This window comes from Erythrobacter aurantius (genome assembly GCF_023823125.1).
GTDB lineage: Bacteria > Pseudomonadota > Alphaproteobacteria > Sphingomonadales > Sphingomonadaceae > Erythrobacter > Erythrobacter aurantius.
Window position 1 is genome coordinate 2,094,956 of the sequence record NZ_CP090949.1, and the last position, 17,749, is coordinate 2,112,704.

The following is a 17,749-nucleotide window of genomic DNA, read 5'->3' on the forward strand; positions in this document are numbered from 1 at the left end:
ATCACTGAATTGAGATTTCGGGGCGGGCACAGACAAAGAAAGAAACGGGGATGGCGACGATGGAAAAGGTTCCGATGCTGGCCGAAGGGTATGAGCGGTTGACCGCCGACCTCAAGGCGCTGCGCGAGGAACGCCCTCGGATTGTCGATGCGATCGAGGAAGCTCGGGCGCATGGCGATCTGTCGGAAAACGCCGAATACCACGCGGCCAAGGAGCGTCAGGGCCAGGTCGAGGCTCTGATTGGCGATCTCGAAGGCAAGATCAGCCGCGCCCAGATCATCGATCCCAAGTCGCTTTCGGGCGACAAGATCATTTTTGGCGCCACCGTGACCCTGCTCGACGAAGACGACAAGCCGGTGAAGTATCAGATCGTCGGCGAGACCGAGGCTGATGCTTCAAAGGGGCGCATTTCCTATTCGTCGCCTCTGGCACGCGCCATGATCGGCAAGCAGGTTGATGATGAGATCGAGGTGACTGTCCCGTCGGGCGACAAGTTCTATCTCGTCGAAAAGATCGAATTCATCTGAGAAACCGAGGAAAAGCTCCTCAGGAAAGGAGCTTTTCCATCGCGTAATTATGGATCGCGACGGCTGTACCGTCGTGTTCGATTTCGAAATCTCTGCGATGTTGCACAGCGTAACCGGCGCGTTCGAACGCTGGCCGGGCCAGTTCGCTCGCTTCGGTAAAAAGCCGGGTTAGTCCCGCCGCCCGCGCATGGCGCTCTGCTTGTGCGAGAAGCTGTGAAGCAAGGCCGCGTCGGGAATGGTCGGGATGGTTGTAAAGCCTGTCGAGATGCCAGTCCGGCTCCAGCAGCGCGTAGGCCACGGCCACATCATCACTGTCAACCGCAACAAAGATAATGTGGCCTTCTGCTGCCCGTCGGCGGTACATCTGCGCACCGCCATGTCGGCCAGACCATGCGCGGACCTGTTCCGGCGTATAAGCGTGTGAGCCGATCGCCGTGATCGCCGCCAGCGCGATTTGCGACAACTGTTCCGCGTCGCTGTCGCGATACAGGCGGATGGAATAGGCCATGCAGGCTCCGGCCCAAGCGCAGCTTAGGCGTCGGGCGTCAGCAGCTTGTGGATGTGGACGACGACGTATTTCATTTCGGCATCGTCGACGGTGCGCTGCGCCTGCGCGCGCCATGCGTCGACTGCCGCGTCATACGTGCTGTAAACGCCGACGACGTGGATGCTTTCGGGATCGGCGAATTCGTGGCCGCGCGGATCCTTGACGCGTCCACCCATGACAAGGTGGAGCCGCTGGGCGGGGGTGGTTTCTTCCATGATCAATATCCCTGGGGAGGTTTGCCTGTTGATGCGCGCGCTTTAGCGAAGCGCGCGTATCTGGCAAGGTCCAAGGCCCGGCTGACCGGCGATCAGTTCCTGATCCGGTCCGTCAGATCACGCACGGCCCGTTCGGCACGCCTGCGGGTGCGCTGGGTAACGGCGCGTCCCTTGTCGCTCGCGGTCCCCGCGTAATAGGCGGCGTCGCGGCGTAGTTCCCGTGCCTTTGCAGTGGCGCTGTCGGAAATATCCTCGAACTTGTCCTGACCGGCGCGCGCTCCGTCCAGAGCCTCGTCGATCAGCTTGATCCCGTAAGCCACAACAGCATCGGTGACGAGCGCGCCGATAGCCGATCCCCGCTTCTTCGCGGCATCGCCAACGCCTTTCGCAGCGCCGGATACTGTGCCGCCAACCGCGCTGGCCGCACTGGCCGCGCCGGTTGCTGCCGTGCGGACGACGCGGCGACCGGGGCTGGTCATCGCCCCGACTACGAGGCCGACAGCGACGGCTCCCGCAATCACGGAAAGCGGGTTCTTGCGGGTGTATTCGACTGCGGCTTCGGCGGCTTCCTGTGCCTGGTCTGCGAGCGTTCGTTGCGCAATGCGACGTTCGCTCGCTTCGATCCGGGCGCGCAATTCGTCGCGCGGGGTAGGGGTGAGGTCACTGCTCATTGTCATCTCCACTCGGCATTGCTGCCGAAGTCTGGGGGGGTATGTCTACCTCGGGCAATCCATCCGACGACGCTGCTCCTTGCTCGATGTCGGCATCCTCCGCCAAGTCCGCAAGGCCGAGCAATTCCATGATCGGTTCGCGCGCTAGCCACAAGAGCACCGCGCCGATCAGTACGGCGAGGATGCCGCGATTGTCTTCGGCCTGCGCCTTGGCGGCTTCGAAAACGTCCTTTGCCCCGTCACCGATGCGGCCGCCGACCCGGTCAGCGAATCCCTTAGCGGTCAGGTTTGTGCGGGCATGCTCGATATCGGCCAGCAACACGGCCTTTGCGGCATCGCGCAGGGCACGGTCTTCAATGAACTGCTGCTCAAGCGGGCTCATGATGCATTATCCGATGATGATGCGGCAAACAGCCCGGACACTTTCGAGCCGCTTTTTGCCGCCACCCAGACGAAGAACGCCATTCCGGCAAGCAAACCTCCGACCACGATGGCGATCGCACCCCAGATCGTCACCAAGGGCGCCAGCGCGATGACCAGACCCACGGCGAGCGCGAGCAGGGCAATGTGCAGCAGGATAATGGCGAGGACGAGACTGCCTGCCGCGACACCGATTGTGCGACCGGCCAGTTTTGCCCGGGTTTTCTGAAACGCGATTTCGGCTTCGGCATAGGTGCGCCCGTCGTCGATCAGCGCGCCGATTTCTCCCATCAGCGAATCGTCGAAATCATCCTCTGGCGTTGCGGCTGTATCGTCGGCCGGGGCATGGATGTCAGCCGGGGCATCGGGCAGGACAGCGTCTTCCTGCCCAGCGCCATCTTGCCGGTTCTGATCATCCATCAAATGCCCCCGTCCCGTTCCAGCCGGTCCCGTCGGTCATTCCGACGGAGCCGATCCTAGTCGCGCGATCCGCGGAACAGGCGTGCCAGCAGGAATCCTGCAACCGCTGCAATGCCAACGGCCACTGCCGGGCTCTTGCGGACCATTTCGCGGGCATCTTCGCCGAGTTCCTCGACGCTCTTCGCTTCCAGCTTGGCCGAAGTTTCAGCAAGGCTGCGCGATGCCGAACGGGCATAGTCGCCGTACTGTTCGCCGAAACGTTCATCGATCTGGCTGGCGGTGTCACCCACGACCTTGCCGAGCGAGGACAAGGCATCGCTCGCTGCCGACTTGCCTTCGGTGGCAAGCTCGCCTGCGCGGGTCTTGGCTTTCTCGCCGTACACTTTTGCTTCGTTCATCAAATCGTCTCCGCGGCTCTTGGCCTGTTCGCGATATTCACCCGCACGGTTGCCGGCCTCGGCCCGCAGCGCAGCAGCACCGGCCTTTGCCTCTTCGAGCGCTGCGTTGAAGCGGCTCTTTGCTTCCGCAGTGCCGGTTGCGGTCGCTTCATCGGGCTTGTTCGCGCTCGCGCCGGTTTTCTTCGGAGCGGCCTTCTTGGCGCCGGATGAACGCGTCGTCGCGCCCTTGGTCGATGACTTCGCGGGGGTCTTGGTGGTTTTTGTCTCTGCCATGGTGCGTATTTGCCCTCCATTCATGCGCTTTGCCAGTGCGAAAGCGCTGTGTAGCCACATAATTCTCTACGTCGCTTGCGCCGGCTTGTTCCGGGGAATAGGGGTGCGCGGGCAAGCGTTCGATACCCGGAATCGAGATAACTCCGGGTGTCTTATTCATATACAACACTTTCCGTCCGGAGCCAACCATGACCACCATCATTGACATCCATGGCCGCGAAATTCTCGACAGCCGGGGCAATCCGACCGTCGAAGTCGATGTTCTGCTCGACGATGGGAGTTTCGGGCGTGCCGCTGTGCCGTCCGGCGCTTCCACCGGTGCGCACGAGGCTGTGGAACTGCGCGATGGAGATGCCGCCCGGTACAAGGGCAAAGGCGTGCTCAAGGCGGTCGAGGCGGTGAACAGCGAAATTCGCGATCTGCTGATCGGCGCCTTCGATGCCGAGGACCAGCGCGACATTGACCTGTCGCTGATCGCTCTCGACGGAACGGCGAACAAGGGAAGGCTGGGGGCCAACGCGATCCTTGGCGTGAGCATGGCCGTGGCAAAGGCCGCAGCCAACGCGCGCGGTCTGCCGCTCTATTCCTATCTCGGAGGGGTTTCGGCGCATGTCCTTCCGGTTCCGATGATGAACATCATCAACGGTGGTGAACATGCGGACAATCCGATCGACATCCAGGAATTCATGATCATGCCCGTGGGTGCAGACAGCATCGCCGAAGCGGTCCGTTGGGGTTCGGAAGTGTTCCACACGCTCAAGAAGGGTCTTGCGGCAAAGGGGCTTGCCACCAGTGTCGGGGACGAGGGTGGCTTTGCCCCCAACCTTGCCAGCACGCGTGCGGCGCTCGATTTCATCATGTCTTCGATCGAGGAAGCCGGTTTCAAGCCGGGCGAAGACATCGTGCTCGCGCTCGATTGCGCGGCGACCGAATTCTATCGCGATGGCAAATACGAAATTTCGGGCGAAGGCCTCAGCCTTACAGGTGCGGAAATGGCGGAATATCTGGCCAAGCTGTGCGACGATTACCCGATCAAGTCGATCGAGGACGGCATGAGCGAGGACGATTTCGAAGGTTGGGGCGCGGTGACGCAGTTGATCGGCAATCGCGTCCAGTTGGTGGGTGACGACCTGTTCGTGACCAATCCGGTCCGCCTATCCGATGGTATCGCGCGGGGCCTTGCCAATTCTCTGCTGGTGAAGGTCAACCAGATCGGCACGCTCACCGAAACGCTGGCCGCAGTCGATATGGCGACCCGCGCACGCTACACCAGCGTGATGAGTCACCGTTCGGGCGAAACCGAGGACGCGACTATCGCCGATCTGGCGGTTGCCACCAATTGCGGTCAGATCAAGACAGGTTCGCTCGCGCGATCAGATCGGCTTGCAAAGTACAACCAGCTGATCCGTATCGAGGAAGAACTGGGCGACAGTGCGGTCTATGCGGGCAAGGGATGCTTCGGTTCACTGCCCGGCTGATCGACAGTGGGGACAGACGATCAAGCCGGACAGCTAAGGCAACAGGCTAGGGCGCAGCGTTCAGCGCATTGGCGAAATATTCGTCCATGGCGGCAACGGCGCGTTCGGTCAGCCGCACCAGAACCCGGCGTTGGTCTTCCTTGTCATGCTCGCGCATGACAAGTCCGATATCGGCGAGAACACCCAGCCAGCGCAGGCCCGTCGTCGGAGGGGCGGCAGAGCCGATGCAGGCGCTCGACACAGAAACCGGCTTTTTCTCGGCATGGGCGATGTAGAGATCGAGCAATATATCCCAGGCCGGTTCGCCGAAGATGTCGCCATTGCCGAAAATTGATGCTCTCGTACGCCGCCTTGCATAGGTGTGGCGGGCTGCGGCTGCAAAAGCGGCGCGGTTTTGCTCTTGAACTGATGGACCCTGCGGGATTGCCGCAAACCTGGCTGTTGCTTTGGGCCAGCCGGAGGGTTTCTCAAGATTGATGGGTCCCTTCCCATCTGAGCCAATCCTGTCACGTCGACGCAGTTCGTTCGCGATCGCGAACAATTCGTCGGCAAGAAGGCCGAGATCGTGCGTCTCAGACGGGGCAGCCTCGCTTGAAGCAAGAGCGATGCCTGACAAGATACGGTTGCCCTTGACCTCTTTCATGGTTCGGCCCGGAAATCAGCGGGTGGTGCTGCCCGCAAAGGGGTCGGTTGAAGCTCTGAACCGCGCAAAAACAATTCGCCCTCCAGCATAGGGCGCCCCTGACCAGCAGCTTTGCAACCGCTGCCTGCGCCCCAGACCCTTCTAGGTGAGGGGGGTAGTGCTGCACATTAAGGGAAACCTTCTAGGTTCAATCCCTTAGTCGCGGATTTAGACGGTGACAGAACGGTCTTGCGGCAATCAATGGATCATTCGTTGCACCTTGAATGCGCAAATCAGATCGGGATCGAAATCGAACTGGCCCTCAGCCTCTTCGATGAGACGAATGTTTTCTCGCAATTGCTGAATTGCCGCATCCACATGGATCGCGGCAATGCCGGCGCCCAAGCGATCAAGCCTGCACAGCGTCATCTCAAGGACGCGCTCACAATCGGACAGTTCGAGCCTGTCGCTCGTTCTTGTGTTTTTCACTTTTTTCCCGCCCCAACGCGACCCGGAGATTTCAGGAATGTTACTTACCGATTGGTCTGATAGTCGGGCCTTATGAAGAACTGTATCCGTGGAAATACGTAGTTTAGGGCGCGCCAAAGGTTGGCGTCCCGATCTGGCACGGAACAGGTTCAGGATACCGTCAGCGATCGAACCTTGCAGCAATATCCAGCAGCGCAATCGCGGCCTTGGCTGCTTCGCCACCCTTGTCCTTTTGGGCCGGGTCGGCGCGGACGATTGCCTGCGCTTCATTCTCGACCGTGAGAATGCCGTTGCCGATAGCGATCCCGTCCATGGTCAATGCCATGATCGCACGCGCGCTTTCTCCTGCGACAATCTCGAAGTGGTAGGTTTCCCCGCGGATGACGACGCCGATTGCCACGAAGCCATCATAGTCACCGCTTTCTGCAGCAAGCACGATGGCACCGGGGATTTCCAGCGCACCAGGGACGGTCAGCACTTCGGCTTCGTGACCTGCGGCTTCGAGCGCTGCCTTGGCGCCAGACACAAGCATGTCGTTGAGCGAGGCGTAGAAGCGCGCCTCGACAATCAGGAATTTCGCCATCAGGAATTACTCCGGGATCGGTTTGAAGTCGGTGATCGAGATGCCGTAGCCATCGAGTGCCACCAGGTCGGGTCGCGAGTTCGATAGCAGCACCATGTCGTGAACGCCAAGATCGGCAAGGATCTGCGAACCGATGCCGATGTTGCGGATTTCCTCGTCCTGGCTCCATTCCCCGCTGGAACCGACGCGTTGGGTAAGGATCACGATCACGCCAGAACCGTGATCGCCGATTGCACCCATTGCGCGCTGCAAGGTCCGCTTGCGTGGCCCGGGCGCACCAAGGACATCGTCGAACACTGAAATCGGGTGAACGCGGGCGAGGGTGGGTGATTCTGGGGAAATATGCCCTTTCTGAAGGACATATGCCTCATTATTAGAAATCTTGTCACGATAGGTGATCAGGCGCCATTGGCCCCCGTAGTCGCTCTCGAAACTGCGTTCGCCCAGTCGTTCGACAAGGTGATCGTTGCGCATGCGATAGGCGATAAGATCGCGGATCGTCCCGATCTTCAAATCATGCTTGCGCGCAAACGCGACCAGATCGTCCAGGCGGGCCATCGTCCCGTCCTCATTCATGATCTCGCAAATCACGCCGCTGGGATTGAGGCCAGCAAGGCGCGAAATGTCCACCGCAGCCTCGGTATGGCCGGCGCGCACCAGAGTGCCGCCATCGCGGGCGGCAAGGGGGAAAACATGGCCAGGCGTCACAATGTCATCAGGCCCTTTGGTGGCGTCAATTGCCACGGACACGGTGCGCGCCCGGTCTGCCGCGGAAATGCCTGTGGTCACGCCTTCCTTCGCCTCGATCGAGATCGTGAAGGCGGTTTGCATGCTTTCCTTGTTGTTGCGGCTCATCGGCTCAAGGCCAAGGGCATCCACGCGTGCACGGTCCAGCGCGAGGCAGATGAGCCCCCGCCCGTGCGTCGCCATGAAGTTGATCGCGGCCGGAGTAGCCATTTGCGCCGGAATGATCAGATCGCCCTCGTTTTCGCGATCTTCGTCATCGACAAGGATGTACATCCGGCCGTTGCGCGCTTCGTCGATGATCTCCTCGATCCCGACCAGCACCGGGCGGTCGTCATTGGCGTCAAGAAAGGCTTCAAGCTTGGCAAGGGTTTCCGCGGTCGGGTTCCAGTCAGGCTCGCTCGCGTCGCGCAGCGTATTGGCATGCAGTCCCGCAGCCCGGGCAAGGCCCGCCTTGGTCATTTCTCCGCTCTCGACAAGATTGCGGACGCGTGTGATGATCGATGTGTCCATCCCTGGCGTGTAGCACATTGAAATGTGATTGCAAGCTTGGGCGGTGTCGCTTTCACCCGCTTCAACCGGCGTCGTGATCGATCCGATGGAGGGTCCGATATCTCTCATTTCAGCCCGGTCATCCTTGTCTTCGGCGATCCGGATCGCGCTATCAAGCTTGGCTTGGATGTGGTTCCGGATGGCGTCGAGTGAGCGGGGCGAGCCGTTGGCGTTGTAGAAGATCGGACGGTTTGCCCGGGCCTCGCGCGGGAAAAGGGATGCCGCCGCCCGTTCGGGATTGCGGCGCCATTCGGACAGAAAGCGCACGGCGCCTCCCGTGCCAAGGAAATGGGCAAGGTACAGCTCCGCATGACTGGCCTCGCGTCCCAGTGTCCGCCTCAGTCGCTTGCCATTCTCCAGCGCATAGGCTGCCGCCATCAAAGCGGCGATCTGCGGGTCTTCGCGCAGTTCCAGGCGGGCCTGACGAGACTTGCGGACATGCTCTGAAATGCCGAGGCTCTCGCCATTGCTTTCCAGATTGGCGAGCCAGGTTCGCTCAATGAACTGGAACAGGCCGGTTGCGCTGGAATTTCGCGCCTTTGCTTGCGGATTGAGTCCGGATTCGATCTGCGCCTTGGCCAAGAGGTAATGGTAATCGACCCCGGTGCGATCCGATGCTTGCCGGATGGCGAGCTTCACCTGATGCTCCCGTGAGAATTCGGTGGAATAGCGAGCCGTCAGCTCCATCGATTGCGCATACACAGGGGCGCCGCCCGTCAGAAGGAGCGTCGCAAGGGCCATACCGAAGAGGGCAAACAGCCGCGCCATTGCGGCCGGTGTAGGGGAGCGGGGTTAACGCTTTTCTTCAGAAAACACGATTTTTCAGGTGTTTGGCCACGATGATGGTTAAGATCGGTATAAGGGTGGTGGACGCACTAGGGCTCGAACCTAGGACCCGCTGATTAAGAGTTACCCGTCCAAGTTTAGAATAACCCAAAGAATACCGATAACTCAGAAATTTACCGGAATTTTAAAGCGGTCAGGATGGACTGAGCGGACCAGAATTGACTGGAGAGTCCCCACACTAAGTCCCCACACTAAGCCAGCGGGTCCCCACACCTTGTGACTAAACTGACGAGTGTGGCTTGGCGCAGCTACGTTGCAACGCTGTCGAGTTGCTTATCTTGCCAATCTTTAAGCGTCATCGACGTGCCTTTGATGCGCCACGAGGTTCGACCATTCGCGTTCCTGTTATATATCACGGCCGCGGCAGCACTCGGGCTGTTGAAGGTCACATCCTTTGTGAAAATCAATAAGTCATCGGATTTCTCTGCCAGTGATCCGTCAGCCACCAACGAATCTCTAATGCTAGAATACATATTTACGGCGTAGTCTGCCTTCTTGTTGGCCGACGAGCCGGCTAGTACGGTTACTTCATTGTTTGCTTCGACGGCTGTTGCCTCTAGGCCATATTTTTTGCTCTCAAGAGTCAACTCAAGATTATCATCGCTAACGCCGGTTTCAGTTGCAGAAGAGCTGGCAGCTTTAGCCTTGGGTTTTGGCCGCAATGCATTCAACCCGACCACTGGTAGAACGATTTGAAGCCGAGAAAGGAAGAATTCCATATCGGCGGCGTCTGACTCTGGAAGAGCTTTAGGTTGTGGCTCGTTTCCGTTCGCGATAGACGCCCGCTGCACCGCGGTTGCGATTTGGACCAAACGGTTCTCAAGGTATCGTACGTGAGACTTTGTAAGGTTTGGATCCTTCGAGGTTATCAGAAATGCGCGGTCCCAAAATTCCTTGTTCGGGTCCTTGGCATGAGCTTTCAGGCGTTCACCGATATTGTCGCCTTCGCCAATGTAGACCAAGGCCTTTCCGGGCGTTCCAGGATCGTCACCCTCAAGAATATAAACGCCGGCACGCTTTGGTTCATCGCGCTTCAGAGCCTCGGCGAGTTTAGACCTTGGCGTCACAAGGATGTGGCCGGTCCAGTTCATGATTTCCGCCGTAACAATTCCTGTTGGAATGTCGTCTACTAGAAACAACCTTACAGTCTGCCCATCTACCAAACCCGCGCACTCCTATTGTTCACCATTATGACTAATCCATGCGCTGTAAGAAAGGCAAGCGATGGAATTTTCAATATGTTTCAAATGCTCGTGCGTTTCATCATAATGAGTAGAGGATCGCGAGGCGAATAGGGTCTGATGTTTGCAATCAGCGGATCCAAGCCCATTTTCGAAATAGAATTACTATCCCTTGTAATGGGAAGTCATTCAGACCCAACTTACAGTAATTTATGACAAGTTGCGTCCCCACACTGACTCCCCACAGTAAGGCTATAATAGGGCAATCCCCCACACTCGAGCATGCTGAGAGGAGGTAAGGGGCTGAATTATCGGAAAAATGTGGTGGACGCACTAGGGTTCGAACCTAGGACCCGCTGATTAAGAGTCAGCTGCTCTACCAACTGAGCTATGCGTCCATGCCGATTTCTACATCGGGACACCGGATTGGACCGAAAACTCGAGGCCACGAATCAGGTGAGGCGCTGCGTATAGCGTGCCTTTTGCAGATGAAAAGCCTTATCCGAACGCTATGGCACCTGACTGCCGGAATCGCGTGCGAGGCGCCAGCGCGCATCTTCGGTCAACGCCACCACTGAATCGAAGCGGTTGGTGTGGTCTGGCTCGATCTCGACAATGCCAATCCGCTCCAACTTGGCTAACGCGCTGAAGGCTTCGGGCTGTGTCTGGCCTGTGATCCTATGCAATTCGGCGAGCCGGGTCTGGAGCCCATGTTGTTCACGTTGGTGGATCGCCATGACAATCGGAGATGCGAGTGTGGTGTCTCGGACGCCTTCTGGGTTCTTGCCGCGTATTCGCGTAAGCAAGCTGGCAAGCGACGCTTTGGTCGCATCCCGAAAATTTCGCATCACTATCCCTATAAATCAGGGTCTTGCTCAAGGAAGCTGATGCCTGTCGACAGGTGCGCGCAGCCAGGTAATTGCACCTGCCGACAGGACTTGGGACAGCCAGTTGCCCTTTGAGCAAGACCGGCAATGCGACCCGGTGACCCTCGCTCCTCAAAGCGTGTTAACCATATGGATCGGAGGGGTGGAGAAGATAAAGTCGCCCACTTGGGTGACGTATATTTCTGCAAGTTCAATGGTATCATGACGTCATGCAAAGCCATTACGATCGCATAGAGACGCTCGTCGATATCGGTGCCGTCCTCACCTATCTGCGAGACTTGGCGATTTCATCGGGCGTTGCCCGCATGAGCTATTACGTGAAGCCGCAGTTCGAGAACGCCGCTTCGGTGGCGACCAGCGTGTTCTCCCACGGCTATGATCCCGAGTGGCTCGCCCTGTATGATGAACAGGGCTTCCGACTGCTCGATCCGATCCCCGATCGCGTCATGGAGTTCGGGGCGCTGATGACATGGCAGGATGCAATGGGCTGGAAGCCCAACACGCCCGAGCAGGAAACCTGTTTCGAGCGGATGCGCGAATTCGGCCTGCTGCATGGCTTTGGCCTCCCGCTTTACGGCCGGAATGGGCGGGACGCTTATGCGGCCTTTGATTTCCTGCGCCATGTCGACGAAGTTGATCCCGAGGCAGTCGGACTGATCCGCAGCATGGCGCAAGCCGCGCACCAGCGGATCTCGATCATCGTCGAATACAAATATGGCGGGCCCTTGCTGTCAGAGCGCGAAGCGGAGGTGCTCACTTGGCAGGCGCGCGGCAAATCGAACAACTCGATTGCGACTATCCTCGACCTGTCGCCGGATACGGTGAAGACCTACTCCAAACGGATCTACGCCAAGCTCGAAGTGACCGACCGGGTCGGGGCCGTCGTCAAGGGGCTCAAGTTGGGTCTGGTCAAGATCTGACCGGCCTGATCAACCGCTCAGCCCGCCTCGCGGTGCGTTCCGGTTCCAGCGGTTCACCATCATCAGTGCGCCGATGCAGATCATGTTCGTCATCATCGACGATCCGCCGTGGCTCATAAACGGAAGTGGAATACCAACCACCGGAGCAAAACCCATGACCATCAACAGGTTAACTGCCACATAGAAGAAAATGGTTGCGGTCATACCGGCGGCAAGAAGGCTGGCAAACCGGTCTCTGGATTCCCGGGCGACCCGCATGCCCCAGCGCAGGATGATGCTGAACACCGCAAGCACGAACAGGCCGCCGACAAGGCCCCATTCCTCGGCCATGGTGGCGAAGACGAAATCGGTGTGCGGTTCGGGAAGATACTGCAGGTGGCTTTGCGACCCGTTGTTGAAGCCTTTGCCGAACACACCGCCTGATCCGATCGCGATCTTGGACTGGGTGATGTGATAGCCCGCGCCCAAGGCGTCGGCTTCCGGATCGAACATCGTCATTACGCGGCGTTGCTGGTATTCCTGCAGGCCGAAATAGAAGATCAGCGGCGCAGCTGCGACTGCCGCAACACCCCCGCCGATGAACCAGCGCAAAGGCAAGCCGGCCAGCAGCATGACGACTGCTCCACCGAAACCGATGGCCAACGCCGTACCGAGATCAGGTTGCAGCAACACCAGCGCCATGGGCAGCCCGACGAGCGCACCCGGCAGCACCAGTGCCCGCCATCCGGTGATCAGCCCGACAGGCAAGGTCGAATAGAACTGCGCCAGCGTCACGACAATTACCGGCTTCATCAGTTCGGATGGTTGCAGCACCATGAAACCGAGATCGAGCCAGCGCTGGCTACCACCGCGTAGTGCACCCATAGCCTCAACGGCCATTAGCATAACTAGAACAACGATATAGGCAGGATAAGTCATAAACCGCACGAATTCGCGCGGCAGGCTCGCGATGACCGCAGCCATGATCATGAAGACGCTAAAGCGGATAAGATGCGACGCAGCGAAGGGCTGCATCGATCCGCCAGCGGCGGAGTACAGAACCGCCGCGCCAAACGCGACCAGCATGAACAGCGGGATCAGCATCGACCACGGCTGCCGCGCGATCGGTTCTGGGACTATACCGGTTCGTTCGCGTTGCATCACTGCGCCTCCGCCTGCGCAGCGGCATTATAGGCATCGGGCGGCGGGGAGCCGGACGCGGCCTGATTTTCGCGCGGCTCGACAAATTCTTCGCCGATTTCCTGTGTCCGCGCCGCATCAAGCCTTGCTTCGGCCTCGACCCGGTCGAATATCTCCTCGTCGCGTCGCGGGGGCGGAGTGACAGCTGCGCCCCGTTCGGCTGCATAGGCGGCGTAGCGCTTCTCCAGCCGTTCCTGCGCTGTGCCTCCCCATTGCTGCTCGAGAGCGCGCAGCGCCTCCAGCCCCTTGGCCGGATCGAACATGAAGGTCATTACGTCGCGCGCAATCGGATAGGCCGCGCCTGATCCGCCGCCATGTTCGATCACGACAGCGCCGGCGTAGCGCGGTTTGTCAAATGGGGCGAAGAACACGAACAGGCCGTGATCGCGGTATTTCCAAGGGCCGCTGCGACCATCGGAAATGCTCAGGGACACGACCTGAGCTGTCCCGGTCTTCCCGGCAATCTGGATGTCAGGGAAGGGCAGCGCCGCGCGCCGCGCCGTGCCAGCGCCATTGACGACATTGCTCATCGACTGTCGGATGAACTGCACCTGGTCTTCCGGGAAATCGACCTGATCGAACCCGCGCGGCGGTGTGTCCAGCGTCAGGCGCGGTTCGACATGCCGACCGGTGGCCAGCCTGGTGCTCATCACCGCCAATTGCAGCGGGCTGGCGAGGTAGTATCCCTGTCCGATGGAGGCGTTGACCGTATCGAACGGTTGCCATTCGCGCCCGAACTTGTTGAATTTCCAATCGGAGCTGGGGACGGTGCCATAAAACTGGCTGGTCACGGGCAGATCGAATTCCTGCCCCATGCCGAGGTATTTCGCCATCTCGGCGACCTTGTCGAAACCGACCTGCTGCGCGAAATGGTAGAAATAGCTGTCGCAACTTTGGGCAATCGCCTTGTCCATGTTGACGACGCCGTGATTGGAGTGACAGCGGAAAAAGCGGTTGCCGATCCGGCGTCCGCCGCCGCACACGATGGTTTCTTCCGGGCGCACACCTTCTTTCAGGAAGGCCATGCAATGCATCGGCTTTACCGTTGAGCCGGGTGGATACAGCCCTTTCAGCACCTTGTTGCGCAGCGGCACGCGCTGGTCGTCTCGTAGCATCGCGTATTCGACGCTGCCGATGCCATCCGAAAAGCTGTTCGGATCGAAGCTGGGCATGGAGGCCATGCACAGAAGGTCGCCCGTGGCGCAGTCCATCACCACCACGGACCCGCTTTCGAGGCCGATGCGGCGCGCGGCGTAATCCTGAAGCGGTCCGTCGATGGTAAGCCTCACCGGATCGCCCTGGATATCCTCGCGCGTTTCGAGATCGCGCACGATGCGTCCGCCCGCCGTCACTTCCACCCGGCGCGCTCCGGGTACACCGCGCAGTTCCTGTTCAAACTGCTTTTCCAGCCCGTCCTTGCCGATCTTGTAGCCCGGTGTGATCAGGATCGGGTTGCGATCCTTTTCGTATTCCTCGGCCGATGCCGGGCCGACATAGCCGATCAGATGCCCGACAGATGATGCGGTAGGGTAGTAGCGCGAAAAGCCGCGCTGGGGGACGACACCCTGCATGTCAGGCAGGCGTACGCTGAGCGCGGCGAACTGCTCGTAATTCAGGCCGCTGGCTACTTCGACAGGGGCAAACCCGCGCGCGTTTGCAACCTCGGTCTTGAGGTCGGCGATCCGATCCGCCTCCAGCTCCAGCAATTCCCCGATCTGGTCGATCATCGCATCGGGATCGGTCAGGCGATCGGGAATGATGTCGACCCGGAAGTCGGCGCGGTTCGAGGCAAGCGGTGCGCCGTTGCGATCAAGTATCCATCCACGGCGAGGCGGGATCAGCGTGAGGTTGACCCGGTTGCTTTCGGATTCCAGCCGGTATTTCTCGTTCTCGGCAATAGCGAGATAGGCCATTCGTCCGGCCAGCAATATGCCGACACCATACTGCACCGCACCGACGACAAAGGCGCGCCGGTCAAACGTGTTCTTGAGCGTTGACGCGTTGACCAGCGGTCCACGCCTTTGCACGCCGGTTTTCAACTTGAAGAACCGCTTCACCCGATCCTCCGCGTGCGCGAAAGGCGGAACCGGTCAAGCCAGGCGACGAAGCGGGCGAACAGCGGATACAGCAGAACCGCGAGAACAATCTGCGGAATTGCCGCGATCAACAGATGCGAGGTCAGGTTTGCGCCAGTCGCCAGCATGGCTGCGATGATATAGAGCACAATGCCTAGACCGGCGGTGAACCAGTCCTGCCAGAAGCCCCACCATGGGAACCGGGTTTCGATGATTTCCAGCACGATCATGGTCGCCGACCATAGCAGAATGGCGCTGCCGAAGGGCTGCCCGCTGAACAGGTCGTCAAATGCCCCGAGCGGAGCGCCCGCCCACAGCGGCAAGAGGCCGGGCCGCATCATGCGCCAGACAAGGAACATCAGATAGCCCAGTGGCGGCACGAGCGGCATCACGTCGGCCATCAGCAGGAATGGCAGAAGCGATCCGAGCATGATCGAAACATAGGGAACCGACAGCGCGCGCCAAGGTGACTCGACGCGGTTGATGCCACCGCGACCATAGGCCCGGCGCTGTGTCGGCGGGGCGAGGCGATCAATCAATCCTCAAGCTCCGCATCGCTCAGTTCGTCGCGTGCGCGCACTTCGGATGCCTGCACCGCCAGCGGTTCGTAAATAGGTTCGACCACGACGAAATTTGTCGCCGCCGGCTCTGCGATCAGGCGCGCGATGCCGCCATCGGCGGTCTTTTCGCTCAACACGGCGACAGCAACACCGGGGCGGTAATATCCGCCTGCACCGCTCGTGACGAAGACGTCGCCGACTTCAAGCGGGTTTAGGCCGAGGTTGATCAGCCGGATGCGCAGCATTCCATCGCCGCGCCCTTCGGCAAAGGCAACGGTCTGATCCTTTGCCCGGCGAACAGGGAGCACGCTTTCGCTATCGGTCAACAAGAGTACGCGTGAGGAAAAGCGCGAAGTTTCGAGCACCCGCCCGATCACGCCGCGTTCGGAATGCACCGGCATACCGATTTCGACGCCGTCATTCTTGCCGACCCCGATATAGGCAAACCGCCGTGCGCTGGTCGCACTGGATCCGACGAGCCGCGCCGATGCGACGGGCTTGGTGGTCTCGCTGGCAAGACCCAGCAAAGCCTTCAGCCGCCGGTTTTCGGTTTCAACCGCTTGCGCTTCGGCAAGCCGGATGCGGGCAAGTTCGACTTCGCGGCGCAATTCGGCATTCTTGCTAGCGGCGCGCCAGTATCCTGCGATGCTTGCAAGAATGCCCTGGCTTTCGCCGCGCACGGTTCCGGTGGCTTCACCGACCGGGCTGACAGCATCGGTCGCGGCTCCACGAAGGGGTTGAAACGTCGCTGGCTGCCACAGAGATATCGCCAGCAGGCCAAGCCCCGCCAGCGCACCGAGCGTAGCCAGCAGATACCCGGTGAAGACCGAATATTGCTGCTTCTTCGAAAAGCCCGATCGACGCGATGATGGCGGCGCCATGGCCTGATATTTCCCTTGTCTTCATCTCCCCCGCAGCGGCTGCGTGGAATTGCACTTATGCAGTCATCAGAACGCCGCGGTAGACCGGATCTTCCATTGCCCGGCCGGTGCCGATGGCAACGCAGGTCAACGGATCTTCGGCGATGGATACCGGCAGGCCGGTTTCTTCGCGCAGATGTTCATCGAGGCGGCGGATCAACGCGCCACCACCGGTAAGCACGATACCCTGATCGACGATATCCGCCGCCAGTTCGGGTGCGGTGTTTTCAAGCGCGATCCGGACACCTTCTACGATGGCGCCGATCGGTTCGGACAGCGCCTCGGCGACGTGCGCCTGATTGATCGTGATTTCCTTAGGCACGCCATTCACAAGATCGCGGCCTTTCAGCGTGATGGTTTCGCCCACGCCGTCTTCGGGAACCATCGCGATGCCATAGTCCTTCTTGATCCGTTCGGCAGTGGAATCGCCGATCAAGAGGTTGTGGTGGCGGCGGACATAGCTGACGATGGCTTCGTCCATCTTGTCACCCCCGGTGCGAACCGATGTGGTGTAGGCGAGGCCGCGCAGGCTCAAAACCGCAACTTCGGTGGTGCCGCCGCCGATATCCACGACCATGCTGCCCACCGGCTCGGTCACGGGCATGTCAGCCCCGATTGCTGCCGCCATGGGTTCAAGAATCAGGTGAACTTCCGATGCACCCGCGTTCGAAGCCGCGTCGCGGATTGCGCGCTTTTCAACCGAGGTCGAGCCTGAGGGAACGCAGATCACGATTTCGGGATAGCGGAACAGGTTGCGCTTGCCGTGCACCTTGCGGATGAAGTGCTTGATCATTTCTTCCGCAATTTCGATGTCGGCGATCACGCCATCGCGCAGCGGGCGGATGGCTTCGATGCTGTCCGGAGTCTTGCCCATCATCATCTTCGCATCATCGCCCACGGCCTTGACGCGCTTGATCCCGTTGATCGTCTCGATTGCGACAACGGACGGTTCGTTGAGGACGATGCCCTGATCCTGGACATAGACCAGCGTGTTGGCCGTCCCCAGATCGATGGCCATGTTTTGCGAACCGAATTTGAACAGGTTGTTCCAGAAGCTCATTTTATCGTTTTCCGTAGCCGGGAGCAGCCGTGGCGGAAGCCTGTGAGGGGAAACCCGCAAGGGGCAGGGTGTCCGCAACCGATCCCAAAATTGACAAGACCCAATGCGCCTAGCGAAACCTTGACGCAATTGCTAAAATTTTTGTTGACTGAAGGGGAGATTTTCCCCCGCTCCCCTCGAAT

20 protein-coding genes, 1 tRNA gene and 1 pseudogene are annotated in these 17,749 nt (G+C 59.7%); 3 read left to right on the forward strand and 19 right to left on the reverse strand.

Translation table 11 applies throughout. The features are described 5' to 3' along the window. Window positions 1–50: 50 nt before the first annotated feature. A complete protein-coding gene (gene greA, locus L1K66_RS09970; protein WP_252257731.1) occupies window positions 51–527 on the forward strand; it encodes a transcription elongation factor GreA in 477 nt (158 codons plus the stop codon). 19 nt (window positions 528–546) lie between these two features. Here the strand turns inward: greA and L1K66_RS09975 are convergent, their stop codons facing one another. The 6 genes from L1K66_RS09975 to L1K66_RS10000 form a co-directional block, all read right to left on the reverse strand. Next, window positions 547–1,035 carry a GNAT family N-acetyltransferase gene (locus L1K66_RS09975; RefSeq protein WP_252257732.1) on the reverse strand — a complete coding sequence of 163 codons (489 nt, stop codon included), beginning with the start codon at window positions 1,033–1,035 and terminating at the stop codon, window positions 547–549. 23 nt (window positions 1,036–1,058) lie between these two features. Next, a complete protein-coding gene (locus tag L1K66_RS09980; protein WP_252257734.1) occupies window positions 1,059–1,289 on the reverse strand; it encodes a DUF4170 domain-containing protein in 231 nt (76 codons plus the stop codon). Window positions 1,290–1,381: 92 nt separating this feature from the next. Continuing rightward, the gene (locus L1K66_RS09985) at window positions 1,382–1,960 is read right to left on the reverse strand and encodes a hypothetical protein (RefSeq protein WP_252257735.1); all 579 of its coding nucleotides are present in this window, start codon (window positions 1,958–1,960) and stop codon (window positions 1,382–1,384) included. Then, a complete protein-coding gene (locus L1K66_RS09990; RefSeq protein ID WP_252257736.1) occupies window positions 1,950–2,342 on the reverse strand; it encodes a hypothetical protein in 393 nt (130 codons plus the stop codon). The genes L1K66_RS09985 and L1K66_RS09990 overlap by 11 nt, the downstream gene beginning before the upstream one ends. After that, complete coding sequence (locus tag L1K66_RS09995) at window positions 2,339–2,800, reverse strand: phage holin family protein (protein ID WP_252257737.1); 462 nt, start codon at window positions 2,798–2,800, stop codon at window positions 2,339–2,341. Before L1K66_RS09995 ends, L1K66_RS09990 begins: the two co-directional genes overlap by 4 nt. 56 nt (window positions 2,801–2,856) lie before the next feature. Beyond that, on the reverse strand, window positions 2,857–3,471 hold the full coding sequence (locus L1K66_RS10000; RefSeq protein ID WP_252257738.1) for a hypothetical protein: 615 nt from the start codon (window positions 3,469–3,471) through the stop codon (window positions 2,857–2,859). Between the two features lie 188 nt (window positions 3,472–3,659). On the opposite strand from L1K66_RS10000, the gene eno reads away from it, so the two are divergent. Further along, on the forward strand, window positions 3,660–4,949 hold the full coding sequence (eno, locus tag L1K66_RS10005; protein WP_252257739.1) for a phosphopyruvate hydratase: 1,290 nt from the start codon (window positions 3,660–3,662) through the stop codon (window positions 4,947–4,949). A 46-nt stretch (window positions 4,950–4,995) separates the two neighbouring features. On the opposite strand, the gene L1K66_RS10010 is transcribed toward eno, so the two are convergent. The 8 genes and pseudogenes from L1K66_RS10010 to L1K66_RS10045 form a co-directional block, all read right to left on the reverse strand. Further along, window positions 4,996–5,592: a MarR family transcriptional regulator gene (locus tag L1K66_RS10010; protein ID WP_252257740.1), complete on the reverse strand. Its 597-nt coding sequence runs from the start codon at window positions 5,590–5,592 to the stop codon at window positions 4,996–4,998. Window positions 5,593–5,829: 237 nt separating this feature from the next. After that, the gene (locus tag L1K66_RS10015; RefSeq protein WP_252257741.1) at window positions 5,830–6,243 is read right to left on the reverse strand and encodes a hypothetical protein; all 414 of its coding nucleotides are present in this window, start codon (window positions 6,241–6,243) and stop codon (window positions 5,830–5,832) included. Next, window positions 6,221–6,643, reverse strand: a complete 423-nt coding sequence (gene ribH, locus L1K66_RS10020) for a 6,7-dimethyl-8-ribityllumazine synthase (RefSeq protein WP_252257742.1) — start codon at window positions 6,641–6,643, stop codon at window positions 6,221–6,223. The genes L1K66_RS10015 and ribH overlap by 23 nt, the downstream gene beginning before the upstream one ends. Window positions 6,644–6,649: 6 nt before the next feature. Beyond that, a complete protein-coding gene (gene ribB, locus L1K66_RS10025) occupies window positions 6,650–7,900 on the reverse strand; it encodes a 3,4-dihydroxy-2-butanone-4-phosphate synthase (RefSeq protein ID WP_034954758.1) in 1,251 nt (416 codons plus the stop codon). A 462-nt stretch (window positions 7,901–8,362) separates the two neighbouring features. Beyond that, window positions 8,363–8,707, reverse strand: a pseudogene (locus L1K66_RS16495) (transglycosylase SLT domain-containing protein); the annotation flags it as partial. Window positions 8,708–9,033: 326 nt separating this feature from the next. After that, window positions 9,034–9,876, reverse strand: a complete 843-nt coding sequence (locus L1K66_RS10035) for a GIY-YIG nuclease family protein (protein WP_252257743.1) — start codon at window positions 9,874–9,876, stop codon at window positions 9,034–9,036. Window positions 9,877–10,288: 412 nt separating this feature from the next. Continuing rightward, window positions 10,289–10,364: transfer RNA gene (locus L1K66_RS10040), tRNA-Lys, on the reverse strand. A gap of 111 nt (window positions 10,365–10,475) precedes the next feature. Beyond that, window positions 10,476–10,703, reverse strand: coding sequence for a MarR family transcriptional regulator (locus L1K66_RS10045; RefSeq protein WP_252257744.1), 228 nt, complete (start codon window positions 10,701–10,703; stop codon window positions 10,476–10,478). Window positions 10,704–11,062: 359 nt separating this feature from the next. Between L1K66_RS10045 and L1K66_RS10050 the strand changes: the two genes are divergently transcribed. Then, on the forward strand, window positions 11,063–11,773 hold the full coding sequence (locus tag L1K66_RS10050; RefSeq protein WP_252257745.1) for a helix-turn-helix transcriptional regulator: 711 nt from the start codon (window positions 11,063–11,065) through the stop codon (window positions 11,771–11,773). Between the two features lie 9 nt (window positions 11,774–11,782). On the opposite strand, the gene rodA is transcribed toward L1K66_RS10050, so the two are convergent. The 5 genes from rodA to L1K66_RS10075 are packed head-to-tail and all read right to left on the reverse strand — an operon-like array spanning window position 11,783 to window position 17,567. After that, window positions 11,783–12,913 carry a rod shape-determining protein RodA gene (gene rodA, locus L1K66_RS10055; RefSeq protein ID WP_252257746.1) on the reverse strand — a complete coding sequence of 377 codons (1,131 nt, stop codon included), beginning with the start codon at window positions 12,911–12,913 and terminating at the stop codon, window positions 11,783–11,785. Next, window positions 12,913–15,009, reverse strand: a complete 2,097-nt coding sequence (gene mrdA / locus L1K66_RS10060; RefSeq protein WP_407931942.1) for a penicillin-binding protein 2 — start codon at window positions 15,007–15,009, stop codon at window positions 12,913–12,915. The genes rodA and mrdA overlap by 1 nt, the downstream gene beginning before the upstream one ends. Beyond that, complete coding sequence (locus L1K66_RS10065; RefSeq protein WP_252257747.1) at window positions 15,006–15,566, reverse strand: rod shape-determining protein MreD; 561 nt, start codon at window positions 15,564–15,566, stop codon at window positions 15,006–15,008. Before L1K66_RS10065 ends, mrdA begins: the two co-directional genes overlap by 4 nt. Continuing rightward, window positions 15,563–16,468: a rod shape-determining protein MreC gene (gene mreC, locus L1K66_RS10070; RefSeq protein ID WP_252257748.1), complete on the reverse strand. Its 906-nt coding sequence runs from the start codon at window positions 16,466–16,468 to the stop codon at window positions 15,563–15,565. Before mreC ends, L1K66_RS10065 begins: the two co-directional genes overlap by 4 nt. Window positions 16,469–16,523: 55 nt before the next feature. Next, complete coding sequence (locus L1K66_RS10075; protein ID WP_034953983.1) at window positions 16,524–17,567, reverse strand: rod shape-determining protein; 1,044 nt, start codon at window positions 17,565–17,567, stop codon at window positions 16,524–16,526. Window positions 17,568–17,749 lie beyond the last annotated feature (182 nt).